The 18,927-nt window shown below is 69.4% G+C and carries 18 protein-coding genes; 8 read left to right on the top strand and 10 right to left on the bottom strand.

What is annotated here, in order from left to right:
* Positions 1-12 precede the first annotated feature (12 nt).
* Positions 13-1,005, bottom strand: a complete 993-nt coding sequence (locus WKR98_RS02020) for a fumarylacetoacetate hydrolase family protein (RefSeq protein WP_124691637.1) — start codon at positions 1,003-1,005, stop codon at positions 13-15.
* A 168-nt stretch (positions 1,006-1,173) separates the two neighbouring features.
* On the opposite strand from WKR98_RS02020, the gene WKR98_RS02015 reads away from it, so the two are divergent.
* From WKR98_RS02015 to WKR98_RS02005, 3 genes are all read left to right on the top strand, one after another.
* Complete coding sequence (locus WKR98_RS02015; protein WP_161567975.1) at positions 1,174-1,908, top strand: DUF3108 domain-containing protein; 735 nt, start codon at positions 1,174-1,176, stop codon at positions 1,906-1,908.
* A gap of 111 nt (positions 1,909-2,019) precedes the next feature.
* On the top strand, positions 2,020-2,895 hold the full coding sequence (locus WKR98_RS02010) for a dihydrodipicolinate synthase family protein (RefSeq protein WP_124691635.1): 876 nt from the start codon (positions 2,020-2,022) through the stop codon (positions 2,893-2,895).
* Positions 2,892-3,857 (top strand): Bug family tripartite tricarboxylate transporter substrate binding protein, encoded by a 966-nt coding sequence (locus tag WKR98_RS02005; protein ID WP_124691634.1) that lies wholly within the window; start codon positions 2,892-2,894, stop codon positions 3,855-3,857. The genes WKR98_RS02010 and WKR98_RS02005 overlap by 4 nt, the downstream gene beginning before the upstream one ends.
* A gap of 9 nt (positions 3,858-3,866) precedes the next feature.
* Here the strand turns inward: WKR98_RS02005 and WKR98_RS02000 are convergent, their stop codons facing one another.
* Positions 3,867-4,760, bottom strand: a complete 894-nt coding sequence (locus WKR98_RS02000; protein WP_124691633.1) for a LysR family transcriptional regulator — start codon at positions 4,758-4,760, stop codon at positions 3,867-3,869.
* 175 nt (positions 4,761-4,935) lie between these two features.
* Here WKR98_RS02000 and WKR98_RS01995 point away from each other — a divergent pair, with 175 nt between their 5' ends.
* Genes WKR98_RS01995 through WKR98_RS01980 form a run of 4 tightly spaced genes read left to right on the top strand, consistent with a single transcriptional unit; the run spans position 4,936 to position 9,716 of the window.
* Complete coding sequence (locus tag WKR98_RS01995; protein ID WP_341431879.1) at positions 4,936-6,006, top strand: enoyl-CoA hydratase/isomerase family protein; 1,071 nt, start codon at positions 4,936-4,938, stop codon at positions 6,004-6,006.
* The gene (locus tag WKR98_RS01990; RefSeq protein ID WP_341431878.1) at positions 5,990-8,137 is read left to right on the top strand and encodes an acetate--CoA ligase family protein; all 2,148 of its coding nucleotides are present in this window, start codon (positions 5,990-5,992) and stop codon (positions 8,135-8,137) included. Before WKR98_RS01995 ends, WKR98_RS01990 begins: the two co-directional genes overlap by 17 nt.
* Positions 8,134-8,724 carry a 2-hydroxychromene-2-carboxylate isomerase gene (locus tag WKR98_RS01985; protein ID WP_341431877.1) on the top strand — a complete coding sequence of 197 codons (591 nt, stop codon included), beginning with the start codon at positions 8,134-8,136 and terminating at the stop codon, positions 8,722-8,724. The genes WKR98_RS01990 and WKR98_RS01985 overlap by 4 nt, the downstream gene beginning before the upstream one ends.
* A 14-nt stretch (positions 8,725-8,738) precedes the next feature.
* Entirely contained in the window at positions 8,739-9,716 is a 978-nt protein-coding gene (locus WKR98_RS01980; protein ID WP_341431876.1) for a Bug family tripartite tricarboxylate transporter substrate binding protein, read from the top strand.
* Here WKR98_RS01980 and WKR98_RS01975 read toward each other — a convergent pair.
* The 8 genes from WKR98_RS01975 to WKR98_RS01940 all read right to left on the bottom strand — a co-directional run bounded on the left by WKR98_RS01975 (position 9,713) and on the right by WKR98_RS01940 (position 17,640).
* Positions 9,713-10,609, bottom strand: a complete 897-nt coding sequence (locus WKR98_RS01975; protein ID WP_341431875.1) for a LysR substrate-binding domain-containing protein — start codon at positions 10,607-10,609, stop codon at positions 9,713-9,715. The genes WKR98_RS01980 and WKR98_RS01975 overlap by 4 nt on opposite strands.
* Before the next feature lie 29 nt (positions 10,610-10,638).
* Positions 10,639-11,631, bottom strand: coding sequence for an ABC transporter substrate-binding protein (locus tag WKR98_RS01970; RefSeq protein WP_341431874.1), 993 nt, complete (start codon positions 11,629-11,631; stop codon positions 10,639-10,641).
* 75 nt (positions 11,632-11,706) lie between these two features.
* Positions 11,707-12,474: an ABC transporter permease gene (locus tag WKR98_RS01965; RefSeq protein ID WP_341431873.1), complete on the bottom strand. Its 768-nt coding sequence runs from the start codon at positions 12,472-12,474 to the stop codon at positions 11,707-11,709.
* Positions 12,471-13,226 carry an ABC transporter ATP-binding protein gene (locus WKR98_RS01960; RefSeq protein WP_124691624.1) on the bottom strand — a complete coding sequence of 252 codons (756 nt, stop codon included), beginning with the start codon at positions 13,224-13,226 and terminating at the stop codon, positions 12,471-12,473. Before WKR98_RS01960 ends, WKR98_RS01965 begins: the two co-directional genes overlap by 4 nt.
* Positions 13,223-14,188 carry a tRNA 2-thiocytidine(32) synthetase TtcA gene (gene ttcA / locus WKR98_RS01955; protein WP_445936086.1) on the bottom strand — a complete coding sequence of 322 codons (966 nt, stop codon included), beginning with the start codon at positions 14,186-14,188 and terminating at the stop codon, positions 13,223-13,225. Before ttcA ends, WKR98_RS01960 begins: the two co-directional genes overlap by 4 nt.
* A gap of 10 nt (positions 14,189-14,198) precedes the next feature.
* Positions 14,199-14,570, bottom strand: coding sequence for a dihydroneopterin aldolase (folB, locus tag WKR98_RS01950; RefSeq protein WP_341431871.1), 372 nt, complete (start codon positions 14,568-14,570; stop codon positions 14,199-14,201).
* An 8-nt stretch (positions 14,571-14,578) separates the two neighbouring features.
* Positions 14,579-15,394: an SDR family oxidoreductase gene (locus tag WKR98_RS01945; protein ID WP_341431870.1), complete on the bottom strand. Its 816-nt coding sequence runs from the start codon at positions 15,392-15,394 to the stop codon at positions 14,579-14,581.
* Positions 15,395-15,495: 101 nt separating this feature from the next.
* Positions 15,496-17,640, bottom strand: a complete 2,145-nt coding sequence (locus tag WKR98_RS01940) for a hypothetical protein (RefSeq protein ID WP_341431869.1) — start codon at positions 17,638-17,640, stop codon at positions 15,496-15,498.
* Between the two features lie 124 nt (positions 17,641-17,764).
* On the opposite strand from WKR98_RS01940, the gene WKR98_RS01935 reads away from it, so the two are divergent.
* The gene (locus WKR98_RS01935; RefSeq protein WP_341431868.1) at positions 17,765-18,922 is read left to right on the top strand and encodes a class I SAM-dependent methyltransferase; all 1,158 of its coding nucleotides are present in this window, start codon (positions 17,765-17,767) and stop codon (positions 18,920-18,922) included.
* The last annotated feature ends 5 nt before the right edge of the window (positions 18,923-18,927 follow it).

The following is an 18,927-nucleotide window of genomic DNA, read 5'->3' as shown; positions in this document are numbered from 1 at the left end:
GCTGGGAAGGCGCTACTGCTGCTGCTCGGGCGCGGCGACGACCTGGTCGATGGCGCCGAACAGGCTGGCGCCCGCTTCGTCGAACATCTCGATGCGTATAGTGTCGCCGAATTTCATGAACTCGGTGGTGGCCGAGCCGTCGGCGATGACTTCCAGGCAGCGCTTCTCGGCGATGCAGGCGTAGCCGACCGACGCGTCCTTGTTCGAAATGGTGCCCGAGCCCACGATGCTGCCCGCGCGGCAGTTGCGCGTCTTGCAGATGTGGGAGATCAGGCGCGGGAAGCTGAACACCATGTCGGTGCCGGCGTGCGGCCGGCCGACGACCTTGCCGTTCCAGGTCACCGTGAGCGGCAGGTGCACCATGCCGTCGCGCCAGGCGGAGCCTAGTTCATCGGGCGTGATGGCCACGGGCGAGAAGGCGGTGGCGGGCTTGCTCTGGAAGAAGCCGAAGCCCTTGGCCAGCTCGTTGGGGATCAGGTTGCGCAGCGAGACGTCGTTGGCCAGCATGATGAGCCGGATGGCGTCCGCCGACTCGGCGGGCGTGGCGCCCATGGCGATGTCGCCGGTGATGACCGCCACCTCGCCCTCGAAGTCGATGCCGAAGGCTTCCGCGCCGCAGACGATGTCGTCGGTGGGGCCCAGGAAGTCGTCGCTGCCGCCCTGGTACATCAGCGGGTCGGTCCAGAACGTCTCGGGCATTTCGGCGTTGCGGGCCTTGCGCACCAGCTCGACGTGATTGACGTAGGCCGAGCCGTCGGCCCACTGGAAGGCGCGCGGCAGCGGTGCCGTGCACTGTCCGGCCGAGAACTCGAACGGCCGCGTGGCGCGTCCGGCGTTCAGCGCGTCGTACAGGTCCTGCAATTGCGGGGCGATGAAGTTCCAGTCGTCCAGCGCGCGTTGCAGCGTGGGCGCGATCTCGGTGGCGAAATGGGCGGTGCGCAGGTCGCGGGAAACGACGATCAACTGGCCGTCGCGCGAGCCGTCGCGATAGGAAGCGAGTTTCATGGCTGCCTGGAAGGAATGCGATGGGGGGACAAGATGCCGAACAGTAACACGAGGCGGACAGGGGGCCGCCGTGGCACGGTAGCAGTCGCTAACAGCCTGGCTGCGGGTGTCCGGTACGATAGAGGCATCACCGTATCAAGGGCCGCTCGAGCGTGGCCCGGACCCGCCATGCCTTTCGACTTTCGCCCCGCCCGCCGACATTTCGCCCGCGCCTGCGCGGCCCTCGCGCTGGCCGCCGCGGCGCCCGCGCTGCAGGCGGCCGAGCGCTACGCGCCGCCCGCCTCGGCCCTCCTGACCTACAAGCTCAACGCCTCGGCCAAGGGCTTCAAGATCAACGTCGACAGCACGCTGGAATGGCAGCGCAACGGCAGCGACTACCGGCTGGTGAACCGCGGCAGCTTCCTTTTCTTCAGCTTCGTCTGGGAAAGCACCGGCAAGGTCGGCGACGGCGGCCTGCAGCCCGCGCGCTACCAGGAGACGCGCAACAAGCGCGTCAAGACGGCCGAGTTCGACGCCGCCGCGGGCCGCCTGCGCCTGCCCAGCGGCAACGAGGAGCCGCTCAAGCCCGGCACGCAGGATCGCATGTCGGTGCTGCTGCAACTGGCGTCCATCGGCCGTGCCGACAGCGGCGCCTTCGCCGACGGCAAGGTCGTGCCTTTCCGTGTCGCCGGTTCCAGCCAGTCGGACAACTGGCGCTTCCGGGTGGTGGGCCGCGACAAGCTGTCCACGCCCATGGGCAGCATCGACGCGGTGCACCTGAGGCGCGAACGCGACCACGACGACGGCCAGAAGATCGAGGTCTGGCTGTCGCCCGCGCACGACTGGCTGCCGGTACGGGTGCTGTCGAACGAAGCCGACGGCGACTTCCTGGACCAGGTGGTGCAGAAGATCGAACGGCCGTAGCCCCGAGCCCCCCGAGCGCGGCGCATATCAGGCGCCTACAAATTTGAAATTGGACGGGGTTTTCCCCCCTGCCTAGACTGGTTCACACCAGATGACCGGGGGGAAACAGTCTTGAAGGGAATCATTGCTTATCTTCTGACGCCTTGCGATAGCGAGGGTCGGGTCGATCATGCCGTGCTGGCCAGCCATGTAGAACGGCTGATCGAAGAGGGCGTGCACGGGTTGGCTCCGCTCGGCAGCACCGGCTGCCTGCCATACCTGACGGACGAGGAGCGCGAGGGAGTCATCCGGACGGTGGTCCGGGCGGCGGCGGGCCGCGTTCCCGTCGTGGCGGGCGTATCGAGCCTGACCACAGCCAGCACGGTACGGCATGCCCGCTACGCCGAGCAGGCCGGCGCCTCGGCCATCCAGGTCCTGCCCAGCACCTACTGGAAGCTGACCGAAGACGAGATCTTCGCCTACTACCGGGCGGTGTGCGAAGCGGTCTCCCTTCCCGTGATGGCGTACAACAATCCGTTCACCACGGGCATGGACATGCCGGTTGGATTCATCCGCCGGCTGGCGGATCTGCCCAATATCACGATGATCAAGGAAGCCAGTCCGGACGAGACGAAGATCGCCCGCATTCATGAGGCATGTGGCGACCGGCTGTCGATCTACGTCGGCCTGAACAGCATGGCGCTGCGCGGCTTCAATGACGGCGCCGTCGGTTGGTGCACCTGCGCGCCGAATTTGTGCGCGCCGTTCATGCTGAATTTTTATCGCTGCGTGGCCGATGGAGACCGGGCCGGCGCCGAAAGCTGGTTCGCCAGACAATCGGAGCTGCTCGATTTCCTGATGGCCCACGGGTTGCCCCGGGTGGTGGTGGCCGGGCTCCAGTTGCTGGGCGTGCCCGGCGGGTATCTGCGTGCTCCGCTGGCGCAGCTCGGCCCGGAGCCGCAGCGCGAACTTCTCTCGATCATGATGAAGATGGGGATCAAGCCATGAAGAAAACATTGTTGCGCCCGATGCTTTGCCTGCTGGCGGCGGGCCTGCCGTTCTCCCTTTCCTGGGCGCAGGGCTACCCGACGCAGCCGATACGGATGGTCGTTCCCTTCGCCGCGGGGGGTATCACCGACATCACGGCGCGGATGTTCGCCGAAGGGCTGGCCAAGGAGCTGGGGCAAACGGTGGTGGTGGAGAACCGCACGGGCGCGGGGGGATCCGTCGCCGCCGGCGCTGTGGCGAACGCCAAGCCCGATGGCTACACCTTGCTGGTGATCACCAACGGCATGTACGCGGTGAACCCGCTCATCTACAAGAAGCTGCCCTACGATCCCAAGCGGGACTTCACGTACGTGGCGTTGCTGGCGAATACCCCGACGATACTGGCGGTCGCGGGGGGAAGCTCTTCGAGTTCGTTGAAGGAGTTGTTGGAGAAAGCGGCGGCTCAACCGGACAAGGTTTCCTTCGCCACGGCGGGGGAGGGCTCCGACAGCTACCAGGTCCTGCAGCTCTTGCAGCAGATCGGCGGGGTGAAGATGCTTCACGTTCCCTACAAGGGAGGCTCCGAGTCCATGACCTCGCTGCTGAGCGGCAACGTGGACATGACGGCCGTGTCGGCCGTGCCCGCCGTCAGTTTCGTGAAGTCGGGCCAGATTCGTCCCCTGGCTGTCACGTCTTCCCGCCGCTTGCCGAATCTGCCCGAGATTCCGACGGTCGGGGAAGTGCTGGGCAAGCCTCTCGAAGGCGGGTCGCTTTCGGGGATCGCCGTGCCCGCCGGCACGCCCGCGGAGATCGTCAAGCGCCTGAACGCGGCCATCGCGGCCGTCGCCAAGGGCGACGCGGTGCGGCAGAACATCTACGCCCGGGGCAGCGAACCGGTGGATGGGACGCAGGAAGCGTTCGTCGCCCGCGTGGCGGCCGAGCAGAAGAAGTGGGAAGGGATCCTGGGTTCACCCGCCCACTGACCGGCCAGGTTACGCCAGGGTTTCCCGGACGATGTCGATGAGCGGCCGCAACGCGGGGTTGGACGAGTTGGCTTGCACCGCCAGCGATATCGGGTAGGTCAACGGCCGCCTCCTGGCGTCGCAGACGTCCAGGTAGGCGACGTTCTCGATGCTGATTCTCCGGTGGGCCTCGGGAACGATGGCTATGCCCAGGCCGGCGGCCACCAGGGGCAGGCTGATCAGGGCATGGGAGGATTCCTGCAAGGTGCGCGGATGGAACCCTGCCTCCCGGCAGGTGGCGGCGATGTTGCCGGCGAAACCCGGGCTGTCCGAATGGGCCAGCGTCACCAGCGTTTCGTCGCCCAGCTCCGACAGCGAGATGGCGGGCTTGCCGGCCGCCCAGTGGTCCGCCGGAACGGCCAGGATCAGGCGCTGCGGCGCCAGCGCGATCATGTCCGCGCCGGGCACCCGGGAGGCGGGCGGCACCAGGAAGGCGGCATCCAGTTCGTCGCGCTGCAACTCCGCCAGGATGCCCACGGTGCTGCCGCTGGTCAGCCGCAGCCGGATCTGCGGGTAGCGCCGGGCAAAGACGGGCAGTACCTTGGGAAGCAGGTTCAGCGACGCGCTGGGCACGGCGCAGACCCGCAGGGTGCCGATGCGGCCCTGGGCGGCATCGCGCGTGATCGCCAGCGCCGACTCCGCGCCGTCCAGCAGGCGCCGCGCCTCGCCCAGGAAGGCGCCGCCGGCCACGGTCAACCGCACGCCCAGGCGGTCGCGTTCGAACAGCGGGGTGCCGATCTCGGCCTCCAGCTTCTTGATGGCGATGCTCAAGGGGGGCTGCGTCATGTTCAGCCGTTCCGCCGCCTTGCGGTAGTTCAACTCGGTCGCGAGCACCACGAATTGCTTGAGTTGGCGAAGATCCATGACAGCGGGGAAAGCCGGGGGTGGACGCATTCTCGAGTAAAAGCCGGGGCCTCGCAAGCCGGCGCCCGGGCGCGGCCTGCGTTGCTCGCCCAGCAACGCAATGTTCCGCCCACGGTGATTGTCCGCGCCGGTAGCGGCCGCGAGAATGGGCGCCTGGTATTTCCCGGGCGGTTTCGTGTCTTCTTCCTTCGTTTCCTCCGTGCTGCGGGACGGCATCGCCATCCTGTGGATCGATCATCCTCCGGTCAACGCCATCGGGGCGGACGTGCGCGCCGCGCTGGCCGAGGCGCTGGCCGGCATCGAGCATGACCACGCCCTGCGCGGCGTGGTCGTGGCCGGCACGGGCCGCATGTTCTCGGGCGGCGGCGACCTGCGCGAGGTCGGCCGGCCCGATGCGCCGGGCACGGTCCGCATGGCCGACCTGGCCCGGCGCATCGAGACGTTTCCCAAACCCGTCGTGGCCGCGGTGCGCGGCAAATGCATAGGCGGCGGCACGCTGCTGTCGCTGGCCTGCCATGCGCGGGTCGGCGCCGACGACGCGCTGCTGATGCTGCCCGAGCTGAACCTGGGCCTGGTGCCCGGCGCCGGCGGGACCCAGCGCCTGCCGCGCCTGGTGGGCCTGGAGGCGGCGCTGGACATGGTGGCGCGGGCCCGGGGCGTGGACGCCGCGGCGGCGCTGGCCCAGGGCCTGCTGGACGAGGTAGCCGACGATCCGGTGGCCGCCGCCGTGCGCCGCGCGAACGACATCGCCTCGGGCCGCCTGCCGTGGCGGCGTACCGCCGAGCTGGCCGTTCCTGACGGCGCCAGGGCCGACATGCTGCGGGCGCGCTACCTGGACGTGGCCGAGCAGGCCTTTCCCGGCCGCGAGGCCGGTCCGCAGGCGGTCGAGCTGATCCTGGCCGCCGCAACCGTGCCCTTCGAGCAGGGCTGCGAGGTCGAGCGCGAGCGTTTCGCGCAACTGGCCGCGGGCCCGCAGGCCCGGGCCCTGCTGCATCTGTTCTTCGCCGAGCGCGCGCTGGCCAAGGCCGCCGACGCGCCCGACGCCGCCACGCGCACCCGCATCGCCCGCCGGCTGCGCGCGGCGGGCGAGCCCGTGCCGCCCTACGCCGCGTGGATACAGGCGGCGCGCGCCTGCCTGGCCGAGGGCCTGGCGCCCCGCGCCGAATTCATCGATGTCATCGCCGTCAAGGACTGCGGCTTTCCCGCCCTGTCCGGAGGACCCCTGCACCATGCTGGACCGCATTGAATCTCCCGCCCGCGAGCACGCGGCCGGTTCCCTCGACCCGTTGTTTTCCCCGGCTTCGATCGCCGTGCTGGGGGCCTCGGCCGATCCGCTGAAGATAGGCGGGCGCCCCATCAAGTTTCTGAAGGCGCACGGCTATGGCGGCACCATACTGCCCGTGAACCCGCGCGGCGGCGAGGTGCAGGGGCTACCGGCCCTGCGCGGCGTGGCCGAGCTGCCGTGGGGCGTGGACCACGCGGTCGTGGCGCTGCCGGCCTCGGCGGTGCTGGAGGCGGCGCAGGCCTGCGCCGACCGCGGGGTGAAGGCGATGACGGTGTTCAGCGCCGGCTTCGCGGAAGTCGGCCCCGAGGGCGCCGCTATGCAGGCCCGGCTGTCGGCGCTGGCGCGCGAGAGCGGCATGCGCATCATCGGCCCGAACTGCATGGGCGTGATGAATTTCCGCATCGGCATGATCGGCAGCTTCGCCTTCATGGTGGACCTGGGCCTGCCGCGCCTGGGCCGCACCGCGCTGGTCAGCCAGAGCGGCGCGTTCGGCGGCCAGGCGCTGGTGATGGCTCGCCGCCGCGGCTTGCCGCTGGGCGCGTGGGTGACCACCGGCAACGAATGCGACGTCGAGATGGCCGACTGCCTGGCGCATTTCGCGCGCGACGACGAAACCGACGTCATCATGGGCTACATGGAAGGCTGCCGCAGCCCCGATCGGCTGGTGCACGCGCTGGCGCTGGCGCGCGAGCGCGGCAAGCGCGTGGTCATGGTCAAGGCGGGCAGCTCGGACGTGGGAAGGGCGGCGGCGCAGTCGCACACGGGCGCGCTGGCCGGCAACGACCGCGTGTTCGATAGCCTGTTCCGCCAGTACGGCGTGCATCGCGCCGACTCCATCGAGTCCTTCTTCGACGCCGCCTACGCGGCGGGCAGCGGCAAGCGCATCACCGAAGGCCGGGTGGGCGTGTTCACCGTGTCGGGGGGCGTGGGCGTGCTGATGGCCGACGTCGCCGAGCACGAGAAGCTGGACATGGCCCCGCTGCCGCAGCCGGCGCAGGACGAGCTGCGCGCCATGCTGCCGCTGGCCGCCGTGCGCAATCCGGTGGACGGCACGGCGCAGATCTGGAGCGACATGGAGTTGTTCCGGCGTTTCCTGCGCACGATGCTGCGCGAGGGGCGCTACGAGGCGGTGGTGTTCTTCCTGACGGCGATGCCGTATTCGCCGCCGCTGCAGCAGCCGCTGGCCGAGATCTTCGCGGACCTGCGCCGCGAATTCCCCGAGCCGGCCCTGGTGCTGTCCATGCTGGCGCCGCAGGCGCTGCAGGACGAACTGGCCGACCACGGGTACCTGTTGATCGAGGATGCCTCGCGCGCGATCCGGGCGCTGTCCGCGCTGCGCGCGCTGTCGCGGCCCAGCCCCGGGCCGGCCGACCCGGCCAGCCTGCCGCGCGTGCCGCATTTCGCGGCGCTGGAGGCGGCCAACGAGCATGCGGCCAAGGAAATCCTGGCCCGGGTGGGCATTCCCGTGCTGCCCGAGCGCGCGGTGGCGGATCTCGACGCCGCCTGCGCGGCCGCCCGGGAACTGGGCTATCCCGTGGCGCTGAAGGTGCTGTCGTCCGACATCGTGCACAAGAGCGAGGCGGGAGGCGTGGCGCTGGACATCGCCGACGAGGCGGGGCTGCGCCAGGCCTGGGCCGCCATGCGCGAACGTGTCGCGCGGGCCGCGCCGCGGGCGCGCATCGAGGGCATGCTGGTCGCGCCCATGGCCCCCGCCGGCGTGGAAATGATCCTGGGCGTGCAGCGCGATCCGGTGTTCGGCCCGGTGGTGATGGTGGGCATGGGCGGCATCTACGCCGAACTGCTGGACGACGTATCGCTGCGCATCGCGCCGGTCGATGCCGAGGGCGCGATGCGGATGGTGCGCGAGCTCAAGGCCTTCCCGCTGCTGGACGGCGCGCGCGGCCGGCCCCGCGCCGACCTGGACGCGCTGGTCCGCGCCATCGTGCGCCTGTCGGTGTTCGCGCACCAGCACGCGGACCGCATCGCCTCCATCGACATCAATCCTTTCCGGGTGTTCGAGACCGGGCGCGGCGCCGCCGCGCTCGATGCCGTGCTGCTGACCCGCGAGCCGGAAGACGGAGGCCGCGCGTGAAGACCCTGACCTTCTATTTCTCGCTGCTGTCGCCCTGGGTCTACATGGCCGGGCCGAGGCTGCACGAACTGGCCGCCGAGACCGGCACCCGCATCGTCTACCGCCCCATCGACCTCCTGCGCGTGTTCCGCGAAACCGGCGGCGCGCCGCTGGCGGGCCTGCATCCCTCGCGCCGGGCCTACCGCGGTATCGAACGCACGCGCTGGGCCCTGCACCTGGGCATGCCGATCAACGACCAGCCGCGCCATCATCCCGTGGACGAGTCGCTGGCGGCATGTGTTGTCCTGGCCGCCGAGCGCGCGGGGCTGCCCGTCTGGCCGCTGGCCCAGGCCATCCTGGCCGGGGTGTGGGTGCGCGATCTGGACATCTCCGACCGGGAGACGCTGGTCCGGATCGCCGACGAGGCCGGCTATCCCGGCCGCGAGCTGGTGGCCGAGGGGGATGCTCCGTCCTGCCGCGGCCTGTTCGAGGACCATACCCGCGAGGCGCTGGCCAACGGGATATTCGGCGTACCGAGCTTCGTCATCGACGGTGAACTGTTCTTCGGACAGGATCGCCTGGATTTCGTGCGGCGGGCGCTTGTTTGACTAAGGAACCCATCATGAATCCTGCAAGGAAACTCTCCGCTTTCATCCTGCTCGCGGCCGGCCTGCTAGGCTGGCAGGGCGCCGGCGCCCAGTCCTATCCGGCCAAGCCCATCCAGTGGATATCGCCGTGGACCGCGGGCGGCGGCAACGACATCCTGTCGCGCGCGCTGGCCGAGCAACTGGCCAGCCGCCTGGGGCAACCGGTGGTCGTGGAGAACCGGCCCGGCGCCACCGGCACCATCGGCACTTCCCAGGTCGCGCGGGCCGCGCCCGACGGCTATACGCTGACGCTGGCCAGCGCCGCCACGCACGCGACGGCCCCGGCCATCTACAGCAAGCTGACCTACGATCCGGTCAAGGACTTCACGCCCATCACGCTGGTGGCGACCGTGGCCAACGTGCTGGTCATCCATCCCTCGGTGCCGGCGCACAACCTGAAGGAACTGATCGCCTACGCCAAGGCCAACCCGAACAAGCTGAACTTCTCGTCGGTGGGCGCCGGCTCCATCCAGCACCTGTCGGGCGTGATGTTCAACCAGCTGGCCGGCGTGCAGACGGCCCACGTGCCGTACAAGGGCACGGCGCCCGCGGTGGTGGACCTGCTGGCGGGCCGCGTGCAGATGGCTTTCGAGAGCCTGCCCACCATGCTGCCCCATATCCGCAGCGGTGCGCTGCGCGCCATCGGCGTGACCACGCCCAAGCGCTCCGCGGTGCTGCCCGAACTGCCCACGCTGGCCGAGGCGGGCCTGCAGGGCTTCGATGCCTCGCTGTGGTACGCGGTGATGGGGCCGGCCGGCATCCCCCAGCCGGTGGTCAAGGTCCTGCACGACACCGTGGTCGCCAGCCTGCAATCGCCGGAAGTCATGCGCCGCCTGTCCGAGCAGGGCGCGGAACTGGCGACCAGCTCGCCGCAGGAACTGGCCGAGTTCGTCCGCAAGGACACCGAGAAGTGGAGCGGCTTCATCAAGCGCGCCGGCGTGTCGCTGGACTAGCGGCCGCCCTCGACGTGGGCGCGCAGATGGCGCAGGTAGGCGTTGACCGCCGGCGTTAGCCGGCGCCTGCCCAGCACGCAGATCTCGAGCGCGGTGCGGCCCAGCAGCGGGTCGGACAGGGGCACGCCCACCACCTGGCCGCCGGGACCCTGCGGGTGCAGGGACAGGCCCAGCAGGATGGCGACGCCGCCCTGGTCGCGCACGAAGGCCTGCATCGCGGCGATGGAACTGGTGACCAGGGCCGGTGCCAGTTCCAGCTTGTCGACCCGGGCCACCGCGTCCAGCAGGTGCCGGATGCCGGTGTCCGGCGGTGGCAGCGCCAGCGGATAGGCCAGCAGCTCGGCCATCGACACCGAGGCGCGTCCGGCCAGGGGATGGCCGGGCCAGACCACCGCGCACAGCGGCGCCGGCAGGCGGACGGCGCATTCGATCGCGCTGGCCGCACGCGGCGACAGCGCGATGCCGATATCCGCCCGCCCCGCCTCGATGGCCGCCATGATCTGGTCGCTGCCGTCCATGGCGAGCTCGAAGGTGATGCCGGGGTACTGCCGCCGGAAGGTCGCGATGGTGGAGGCCGCCAGTTCGGCGGCGTAGCCTTCGATCGTGCGCAACTTCACATGGCCGGTGCGCAGCCCCTTGAGCGCGTCCAGTTCCTCCAGCACCAGCTTGCGGTTCTGGCGCAGGCTCTCGACGTAGTTCAGGTAGACCTGGCCCGCGGGCGTCAGGGTCATGTTGCGGCTGTTGCGGTCGAACAGCTTGATCTGCAGTTCCGATTCCAGGCGGCCGATCTGCCGGCTCACGACCGAGGGCGCGAGGTCCAGCCGCTCCGAGGCCTTGCGTATGCCGCCGCACAAGGCGACCTGGTAGAAACAATCGAGCTCGTCGCTATGCATGGCCGGTCCGCGCCGGAACGCCGCGCGGCTCAGGGCAGCACATGGACCTGGTCGACGATGTCGGTGGTGAACGCCGACCGGTAATCGACCTTGGGACTCAGCAGCTTCTCGCGCACCATGAAGTCGTAGGTCTTCTTCCAGCGCACGTCGGTCATGGTCAGCAGGCCCTGCGTCCGGGCATCGCCGCCGTCGACCAGCCGCGCGTCGCGCAGCGCCTTGACGCCGTAGTCCAGCAGCGCCGGCGTCATCTGCGGATTGTCCTTCAGGATCAGGGCGTTGCCGGGGGCGGGGTTCTTCAGGTAGCTTTTCCAGCCCTCGGCGCTGGCCTCGACGAAGCGGCGGATCGCGTCCTTCTTCGCGTCCAGCCCCGACCTGGTGGCGACGATGGTCTGCGCATACGGGGGATAGCCGTAGGCGCCCAGCAGGAACACCGTGGGCTTGAAGCGGCCCTGGGTCTCGATGGTGTAGGGCTCGGACGCCAGGTAGCCCTGCACGGCGGAGTTCTTGTCCACCAGGAAGGGCTGGACCGAGAAGGTGTACGGCTTTTTCTGCGCCTCGGTGAAACCGTACTTGGTCTTGAGCCAGGGCCAGTAGGTGGTTTCGCTGGCCTGGCCGATGTACAGGGTCTTGCCTTTCAAGTCGCCCAGGGTCTTGGGGCCGGGGTGGGAGACCAGGACGGTGGGCGACTGCTGGAAGGTGGTGGCCACGGTGACCAGCGGCAGGCCCTGTTCCACGGCCTTGTAGGTCTGCAGGTCGTCGCCCATGGCGACGTCGTACTGGCCGGCCAGCAGCAGTTGCAGCACGTTGATCTGCGGGCCGCCCATCTTGATGGCGACGTCCAGCCCGTGCTTCTTGTAGGTGCCTTCGGCCAGGGCCTGGTAGAAGCCGCCGTGCTCGGCCTGGGCGTACCAGTTCGAGCCGAAGACGAGCTTGTCGGCGGGCGCGGGGGCCTGGGCGTGGGCCTGGAAGGCCAGGGCAAGGGTGGCCAGCAGGGAGGAGATCAGGGCGTGGGAGGGACGCATGGGCGGGCTCCGGGTAAAGGAATGCGGTGGTGTTGCATGGTACCGGGGACGGGCAAGGGTCGCCAGATGGGGTCGCTACCGCATCTCGTGCCAGCCCCGCAGCACGACGCGCGACAGCAGCGTCATCGCCGCGAACAGCACCACGCCGGCCACGGTGATGAGCAGCAGCGCGGCGAACAGGCGGGGGATGTTGATCTGGTAGCCGGCCTGCAGGATCTGGTAGGCCAGGCCGGTTTGCGAGCCGCCGGTGCCGGCGACGAACTCGGCCACGACGGCGCCGATCAGGGCCAGGCCACAGGCGATGCGCAGGCCGCCGAAGAAGGCCGGCAGGGCCGACGGCAGGCGCAGCCGCCACAGGATCTGCCAGCGGCTGGCCCGCTTCAGGCGGAAGAAGTCGAGCAGGCCCGGGTCGATGCTGCGCAGCCCCAGCACGGTGTTGCTGATGATGGGGAAGATCGCGACGATGGTGGCGCACAGGGTCAGCGCCACCAGGGTGTGCTTGACCCAGATGATGATGAGCGGCGCGACCGCCACGATGGGCGTGACCTGGAGCAGCACCGCGTAGGGGAACAGGCTGGCCTCGATGACGCGGCTCTGCACGAACAGGAAGGCCAGCAGCACGCCCAGTACGGTAGCCGCCAGCAGCGCCAGGCCGGTGATCTCCAGCGTGACCCACAGCGAGCCGGACAGGAGGTCCCAGTCCCGCACCAGGGCCTGGGCCACGTCCGTCGGCGCGGGCACCAGGTAGATGGGGACGTCGAACGCGCGCACCAGAGCCTGCCACAGCGCGATCACGACCAGCGCGACCACGGCGGGGGCGCCCAGGCGCAGCCAGGCGTTCATCGCTGCCCCTCCAGCAGCGCCGCCTGCAGGCGCGCGGCCTGCATGGCGAAGGCGGGCGAGACGCGGAAGGCGGCGTCGCGGACGGGGGCCTCGATGGGAATGTCGGCCACGATGCGGCCGGGCCGGCGCGACAGGACGACGACGCGGCTCGACAGGTAGACGGCCTCGAAGATGCTGTGGGTCACGAACACCACGGTCAGGTCCTGCCGGGCGGCCAGTCCCAGCAGTTCATCGTCCAGGTGCTGGCGGGTGATGTCGTCCAGCGCGCCGAAGGGTTCGTCCATCAGCAGCAGGCTGGGCCTGGTCGCCAGCGCGCGGGCAATGGATACGCGCATGCGCATGCCGCCGGACAGTTCGCTGGGGCGCGCGGTATCGAAGTCGGCCAGCCCCACCCGTTCCAGCGCCTCGCGCACCCTGCCGCGCCGGGCCTCCATGGGCAGCCGGCGCGGGCCGCGCTCCAGGTCCAGCGGCAGCCGCACGTTGGTCGCCACCGAGGCCCAGGGCATCAGGGTGGCGTCCTGGAATACGTAAGACAGGTCGTCGACGTCGCCATGCCGCCGCAGGGTGCCGGCGGTGGGCGTGTCCAGTCCGGCGAAGATGCGCAGCAGGGTCGTCTTGCCGCACCCGGACGGGCCCAGCAGGGTGACGAACTCGCCCGCGCGCACGGTCAGGTCGATCGGCGACAGGGCATCCACGCCGTTGGGAAAGCGGCGGGCGACGCCTCGGGCTTCCAGGACCGGCGTGGCGTTCAATGCGCGGGGCCGTCGCGGAAGAAGCGTACGGTGCGTTCGGCCAGGGGCTCGTCGGCCTCGTCGCCGCACGGGCTGGCCGCGGAGGGCTGCGGATCGACGTGGTCGAAGGCGGTGTCGCCGTCCGGGTCGGGCACGCCCGTGGGCCGCAGGTTGGCGAAGTCGAACAGGCCGCGGTCGAGCAGGTGCGAGGGCGTCACGCGCGACAGGGCGTTGAAGATGTTCTCGATCCGTCCCGGGAAGGCGCGTTCCCATTCGTCGATCAGGCGTCCGGCTTCCTTGCGCTTGAGGTTTTCCTGCGAGCCGCACAGGTTGCAGGGAATGATGGGAAAGCCCTTCCACTGCGCGTAGGCGATCAGGTCGTCTTCCTTGATGTAGGCCAGCGGCCGGATCACCGTGTGGCGGCCGTCGTCGGACACCAGCTTGGGCGGCATGCTTTTCAGCTGCCCGCCATAGAACATGTTCATGAAGAACGTGGCGAGGATGTCGTCGCGGTGGTGGCCCAACGCGATCTTGGTCGCCTTCAGCTCGTCGGCGACGCGGTACAGGATGCCGCGCCGCAGCCGCGAACAGAGCGAGCACATCGTCTTGCCTTCGGGAATGACGCGGGTGACGATGGAGTAGGTGTCCTGGGTCTCGATGTGGAAGGGCACGCCCAGTTCGGTCAGGTAGCGCGGCAGCACGTCGTCGGGGAAGCCGGGCTGTTTCTGGTCGAGGTTGACGGCGATGAGGTCGAAGTCGATGGGAGCCCGCTCGCGCAGCTTGAGCAGGATGTCGAGCATCCCGTAGGAGTCCTTGCCGCCCGACAGGCACACCATCACGCGGTCGCCCGCCTCGATCATGTTGAAGTCGCCGATGGCGCGGCCGGCCTCGCGCATCAGGCGCTTTTCCAGCTTGTTGCGCTCGCGTTCCAGCTTGAGCCGCGCGCGGCCCGCGTCCGCGGCCGGCGTGGCGGGGATGACGATGGCGTCCATGTCAGATCCCCTGGCCCCGGCTGGCCGTGACCTCGATGCCCACGGCGGCGCAGTCGGCGAAGGCCTGGGGCTTGGCCACGCGCAGGCGCACGTCGCGGATCTCGGGGAACTGGGCCAGCAGCCGCGCGGCCAGGCGGTCGCACAGGGTCTCGATCAGGTTGACGTGGGTGCGCGTGCATTCGTCGATGATGCACTCGCGCAGGCGCCGGTAGTCCAGCACTTCCTGGATGCCGTCATGGGCCGGCATGTCCACGCCTTCCAGGTCGATCTCGGCGTCCACGTGCAGGGGCTGGGTGGCGCCGCGTTCGTGGTCCAGTATGCCTATCTGCGCATCGATGGCCAGGCGGTTGAAGAAAATGCGGCGTGTGCCCATGGTTCCACTCAAGTCTGGCCGGCGGCGGCGCCCGCCGGCGGGTTCATCATGCTGAAGTCGCGGTCGAAACCGACCAGGTGCTGTCCGCCGTCCACCAGCAGCGTCGTGCCGGTGATCGAACGGTTCTGCGCCGCGAACAGGACCGCCTGGGCGATGTCCTCGGGATGGCTGGCATGGCCCAGCGGCGACATCGCATGGGTTTGCGCGAACTGCTGGGGCGTTTGCAGATGGCTGATCATGGTCAGCCCGGGCGCCACGCCCACCACCCGCACCGCCGGCGCCAGCGCCTGGGCCAGCATGGTCGTGGCGGCTTCCAGGGCGGCCTTGCTCAGCGTGTAGGAGAAGAAGTCCGGGTTGTAGTTCCAGAGCTTCTGGTCCAGCAGGTTGACCACCGCCCCGCGGGCGTCCGGGCCGCGCCGCGCCACGTCCGCCGCCAGCGCGCGCGCCAGTACCACGGGCGCGACCAGGTTGGGCAGCAGATGGGTCTGCAGCATCCGGGCGTCGAACGAGGCGACGTCGTCGTATTCGAAGGTGGAGGCGTTGTTGACCAGCGCGTCCACGCGGCCGAATCCGGCCTGGACGGCGGGGACCAGCGTTTCGGCGGCGGCCGGGTCGGCCAGGTCGCAGGCATGGGCCTCGGCGCGGGCGCCCAGGGCCCGCAGGGCGTCGCAGGTTTCCAGCGCGGCGTCGCGCGAGGTCGCATAGTGCACGGCCACGTCCCAGCCCGCGCGGGCGAAGGCCAGCGCGATTTCCCGGCCGATGCGGCGGGCGGCGCCGGTGACCAGGACGACGGGACGGGGGGAGGAAGGGCGCGCTTCGCGCATGGCGAGTCGGGTCCGGAAAGGCGGCAAAGCGGGGATTTTAGCAAGGAGCCGCCCGGCTGCGCCCCTCGCCCGGCCAGGGCCGGGGGGAGAAGGCGGGTGGATTACAGGTTCAGATCGTCGGCCGCCTGATAGACGGACCAGGGCAGGTACCTGGCCAGGGTTTCCTGCGGTATGTCGGCCACGGGGAAGAAATAGTATTCACCGCCCAACAACTGGCCGCCGTCCGGCTGGGCATAGGCGGTCCTTTTGTAGGAGGCCAGCTTGCCCAGGTCGTACAGGCTCAGCCGGAAGCCCCTGCCGCCGTCGATGGGCCGGCGGCCCGCGCCCTCGATGGGGTCGCGCAGCACGACGGCGTCGATGGGTACGGCGGGCTTGGATACGCGGCAAAAGCCGGTGCTGTCGGACAGGTTGAACTCGTCGGCGAAAGTCTGGAAGTTGAACGCCTTGCCGTAGCGGTCGCGGATGACGGTGGCGAACGAGCTGTTGAGCTCGGCCGCGCTGGGCAGCCGCCACGAGAACTGGGCGATCAGGTCTTCGCCGATGGCCGCGGACCATCCGGGCGGCATGTCGTCGGGCGAGCACGGATCGACGTAGGTATTGCGCATCTCCCTGGGCAGGTCCAGATGGCCGGGCAGCCGGAACGCCTGGCTTTGCGCCGCGGGCATCATGGCATCCACCTGGTCGGTGGCCGTGCAGCGGCCAACCCAGGTAAGGCCGTAGCGCAGGTCGATGAACTGGCGGCGGCTGCCCAGGTAGCGCGGGCGCAGCTTTTCCAGATTGGTGGCGGTGGCTTCCAGCAACTGGTTCAGCCGCAGCACCGTCGCGGCGTTGACCTTCTTGCCGGTAAGCTTCTCGATCGACACATGGGCATTGATCAGGTAGGCGTAGCACAGGGTGTTCCACTGCTGGAAGTAATCGAGCAGGTCGGTGTATTGCTTCTGCACCAGGGCGGAGTAATAGTGGCCCTTGCCCATGTATTCCATCCAGCGGGTAAGCACGCCGGCACCGAGGAATGAACGCAGGCCGACGAAGCGGTTGTAGGCTTCGACCAGTTGCGCGTCCCGGGCCACCAGGTCGTTGCAGTGCCTGAGCATGTCGGCCGAGTAGTCTTCCAGCGAAATCGCGCCGCGTTCGTAGTTGCCGGAGGTGCGGTTTATCGAGACGGCGATCGCGTCGAAGGCGTTGAATACGCTGCGCACTTCGTCGAAGCTGCGGTTGAACTCGGCCTTGTCCAGCCGTTGCAGGAGCTGCTGGATGTTGGCGGACAGGTCGCGCAGCTGCGCCTTGATTTCCGCCAGGGCTTCCTTGACGGGATCGGAAGAAGGGAACAGCATCCCCAGGATCAGGTCGCCCACGGTGCCGATGATGGGCACGCCGATGGCGCTCGCGCCTTTCTTGACGGCGAAGCCCAGGGCCCACTTGGCGGCCTGGGTCCAGTAGCGGTTGACCAGATCCTTCAACTCGTCGGGAATGTTTTCATCGATGAGATCGTCGTACCGGGGCGTGCCGCCGCACTCGTCCGGCGCCTTGGCCGCCGATTGCACGGAACGCCGGGAGCCGGAGCCGGCCAGCGTCTCGTAGTTCGTGGCGAAGCCGTCGGCGATGCCTTGGGCCATGCCATCGACCAGCGCGTCGAGGTAGCCTTGCAGCCCCAGGCCCGAGGCCTGGGCGCGCTGCGCGAGCCGGGCCTGGTCCAGCGCGCTGCCCGTCGGGCCGAGGTCCGACAGCAGGATCCAGGCGTCGACGCCGAAGAACTTCTTCATCACGAAATCGATGCCGGCCGGAGACAGGCGGGTGCGATCGTACAGCCTGGCCAGGACGGTCGGCAGCAGGTTGACGTCGATCACGGGCTGGATCTTCGTCCCGAAGTTGTATTCGAACCCGTACAGCCGACCCTGGGCCGTATCGGCCACGGCCACCAGGAAATTCCGGCCTTCCGCGGTGGAAACGAATGCGCCGGCGGCATCGGTGGTGCCGCTGTCCACCAGGATGTCGTGGATGTCGTAGACCTGTACCTGCACGCCGGCTTGCGGGGTATCGCCGATCATGACCGATACCGAGAAGCTCTGGCCCGGCGTGGGCGCCGACAGCAGGGCGGGGTCGATGGCCGGGGATTCGGGCAGCATGTCGAGGCCGTAGCGGTACTCGATCTCGTCGGACACGATGGCGCCGCTGCCTCCGCAGCCGGACAGCCACGCCAGCATGCCGCTCGCGGCGGCGGTGTTCAGGAAATCACGTCTATCCATGGGATCCGGTTCGCATGAAGGACGGATCAGCCTATCAGCGCCGCCGGCGGGGCGGGATCCCTATAAGTGGGTATTCGCAAGGCCGTCCGCCGGTTGCGGCGCGAGGTCATGGGAAAATGGCGGCATGAACAAGCTTCCCGATCTCGACCCCGCGTCCAGCGCCCATTCCCGTCTGGTTGCCGACCATCTTGCCGCGCGGATACGCGGCGCTGCGGGCTGGCTGCCGTTCGATCGCTGGATGGAGCAGGCCCTTTATGCGCCCGGCCTGGGCTACTACGCCGCCGGCAGCGCCAAGCTGGCCGAAGGGGGACGGCATCCGTCCGGCGATTTCGTGACCGCGCCCGAACTCACGCCGCTGTTTGCGCAGACCATGGCGCGCCAGGTGGCCGAGGTGCTCGAGGCCTGCGGCGGCATCGAGGTATTGGAGTTCGGCGCCGGCACCGGCGCCTTGGCGGCGGGGATGCTGGCGGCGCTGGACGAACTGGGCGTGGCGGCGCGCTACCGCATCGTGGAGGTTTCGGCCGACTTGCGCGATCGCCAGCGCGCCCGGCTGGCCGCTTACGGCGACCGGGTGGAATGGCTCGATGCCCTGCCAGCCGCCTTTACCGGCTGCGTGGTCGCCAACGAGGTGCTCGACGCCATGCCCGTGCGGCTGTTCCGCTGGACCGAAGGCGGCCTGGCGGAGCGCGGCGTGGCCCTGGACGAGAACGCGCGCTTCGTATGGCGGGAGCGCGCCGCCCCGGCCGACCTGGCCGAGGCCGTTTCATCGAGAATGCCGCCGTTGCCGGGTTACGTGTCCGAGATCAACCTGCGGGGCGAGGCTTTCGTGCGCGGCATGGGCGCATGGCTGAAGGCGGGCGCGGCGCTGCTGGTCGACTATGGATTCGCGCGGGCCGAGTACTACCATCCGCAGCGCGCGGAAGGCACGCTGATGTGCCACCTGCGGCACGTGGCGCACGCCGATCCGCTCGTCGCCGTGGGCGTGCAGGACATCACCGCCCACGTCGATTTCACGGCCATGGCCGAGGCGGCGGTCGAGGGCGGGCTGGAGGTGCTGGGTTATGCCTCGCAGGCCAGCTTCCTGATGAACGCCGGGCTGATGGACCTGTTGTCGCGCGTGGATCCGGCCGAAGTGGCCGCTTATGCGCAGGCGGTGGCGCCGGTGCAGAAACTGCTGTCGCCGGCCGAGATGGGCGAGCTGTTCAAGGTGCTGGCGGTGGGCCGCGGCCTGGACCGGCCGCTGTCGGGCTTCGGCCGGGGCGACCGCAGCCACACGCTGTAGCCGTT

The organism is Pigmentiphaga sp. YJ18 (genome assembly GCF_038066655.1).
In the GTDB taxonomy this organism is placed as follows: Bacteria; Pseudomonadota; Gammaproteobacteria; order Burkholderiales; family Burkholderiaceae_B; genus Pigmentiphaga.
This window is presented reverse-complemented; position numbering and strand designations above follow the sequence as displayed.

What these genes read in the sequence shown, in the direction of transcription:
- WKR98_RS02020 (WP_124691637.1), bottom strand. Translation starts at nt 1,005, where the DNA reads ATGAAACTCGCTTCCTATCGCGACGGCTCGCGCGACGGCCAGTTGATC.
- WKR98_RS02015 (WP_161567975.1), top strand. Translation starts at nt 1,174, where the DNA reads ATGCCTTTCGACTTTCGCCCCGCCCGCCGACATTTCGCCCGCGCCTGC.
- WKR98_RS02005 (WP_124691634.1), top strand. Translation starts at nt 2,892, where the DNA reads ATGAAGAAAACATTGTTGCGCCCGATGCTTTGCCTGCTGGCGGCGGGC.
- WKR98_RS02000 (WP_124691633.1), bottom strand. Translation starts at nt 4,760, where the DNA reads ATGGATCTTCGCCAACTCAAGCAATTCGTGGTGCTCGCGACCGAGTTG.
- WKR98_RS01990 (WP_341431878.1), top strand. Translation starts at nt 5,990, where the DNA reads ATGCTGGACCGCATTGAATCTCCCGCCCGCGAGCACGCGGCCGGTTCC.
- WKR98_RS01980 (WP_341431876.1), top strand. Translation starts at nt 8,739, where the DNA reads ATGAATCCTGCAAGGAAACTCTCCGCTTTCATCCTGCTCGCGGCCGGC.
- WKR98_RS01975 (WP_341431875.1), bottom strand. Translation starts at nt 10,609, where the DNA reads ATGCATAGCGACGAGCTCGATTGTTTCTACCAGGTCGCCTTGTGCGGC.
- WKR98_RS01970 (WP_341431874.1), bottom strand. Translation starts at nt 11,631, where the DNA reads ATGCGTCCCTCCCACGCCCTGATCTCCTCCCTGCTGGCCACCCTTGCC.
- WKR98_RS01965 (WP_341431873.1), bottom strand. Translation starts at nt 12,474, where the DNA reads ATGAACGCCTGGCTGCGCCTGGGCGCCCCCGCCGTGGTCGCGCTGGTC.
- folB (WP_341431871.1), bottom strand. Translation starts at nt 14,570, where the DNA reads ATGGGCACACGCCGCATTTTCTTCAACCGCCTGGCCATCGATGCGCAG.
- WKR98_RS01945 (WP_341431870.1), bottom strand. Translation starts at nt 15,394, where the DNA reads ATGCGCGAAGCGCGCCCTTCCTCCCCCCGTCCCGTCGTCCTGGTCACC.
- WKR98_RS01940 (WP_341431869.1), bottom strand. Translation starts at nt 17,640, where the DNA reads ATGGATAGACGTGATTTCCTGAACACCGCCGCCGCGAGCGGCATGCTG.
- WKR98_RS01935 (WP_341431868.1), top strand. Translation starts at nt 17,765, where the DNA reads ATGAACAAGCTTCCCGATCTCGACCCCGCGTCCAGCGCCCATTCCCGT.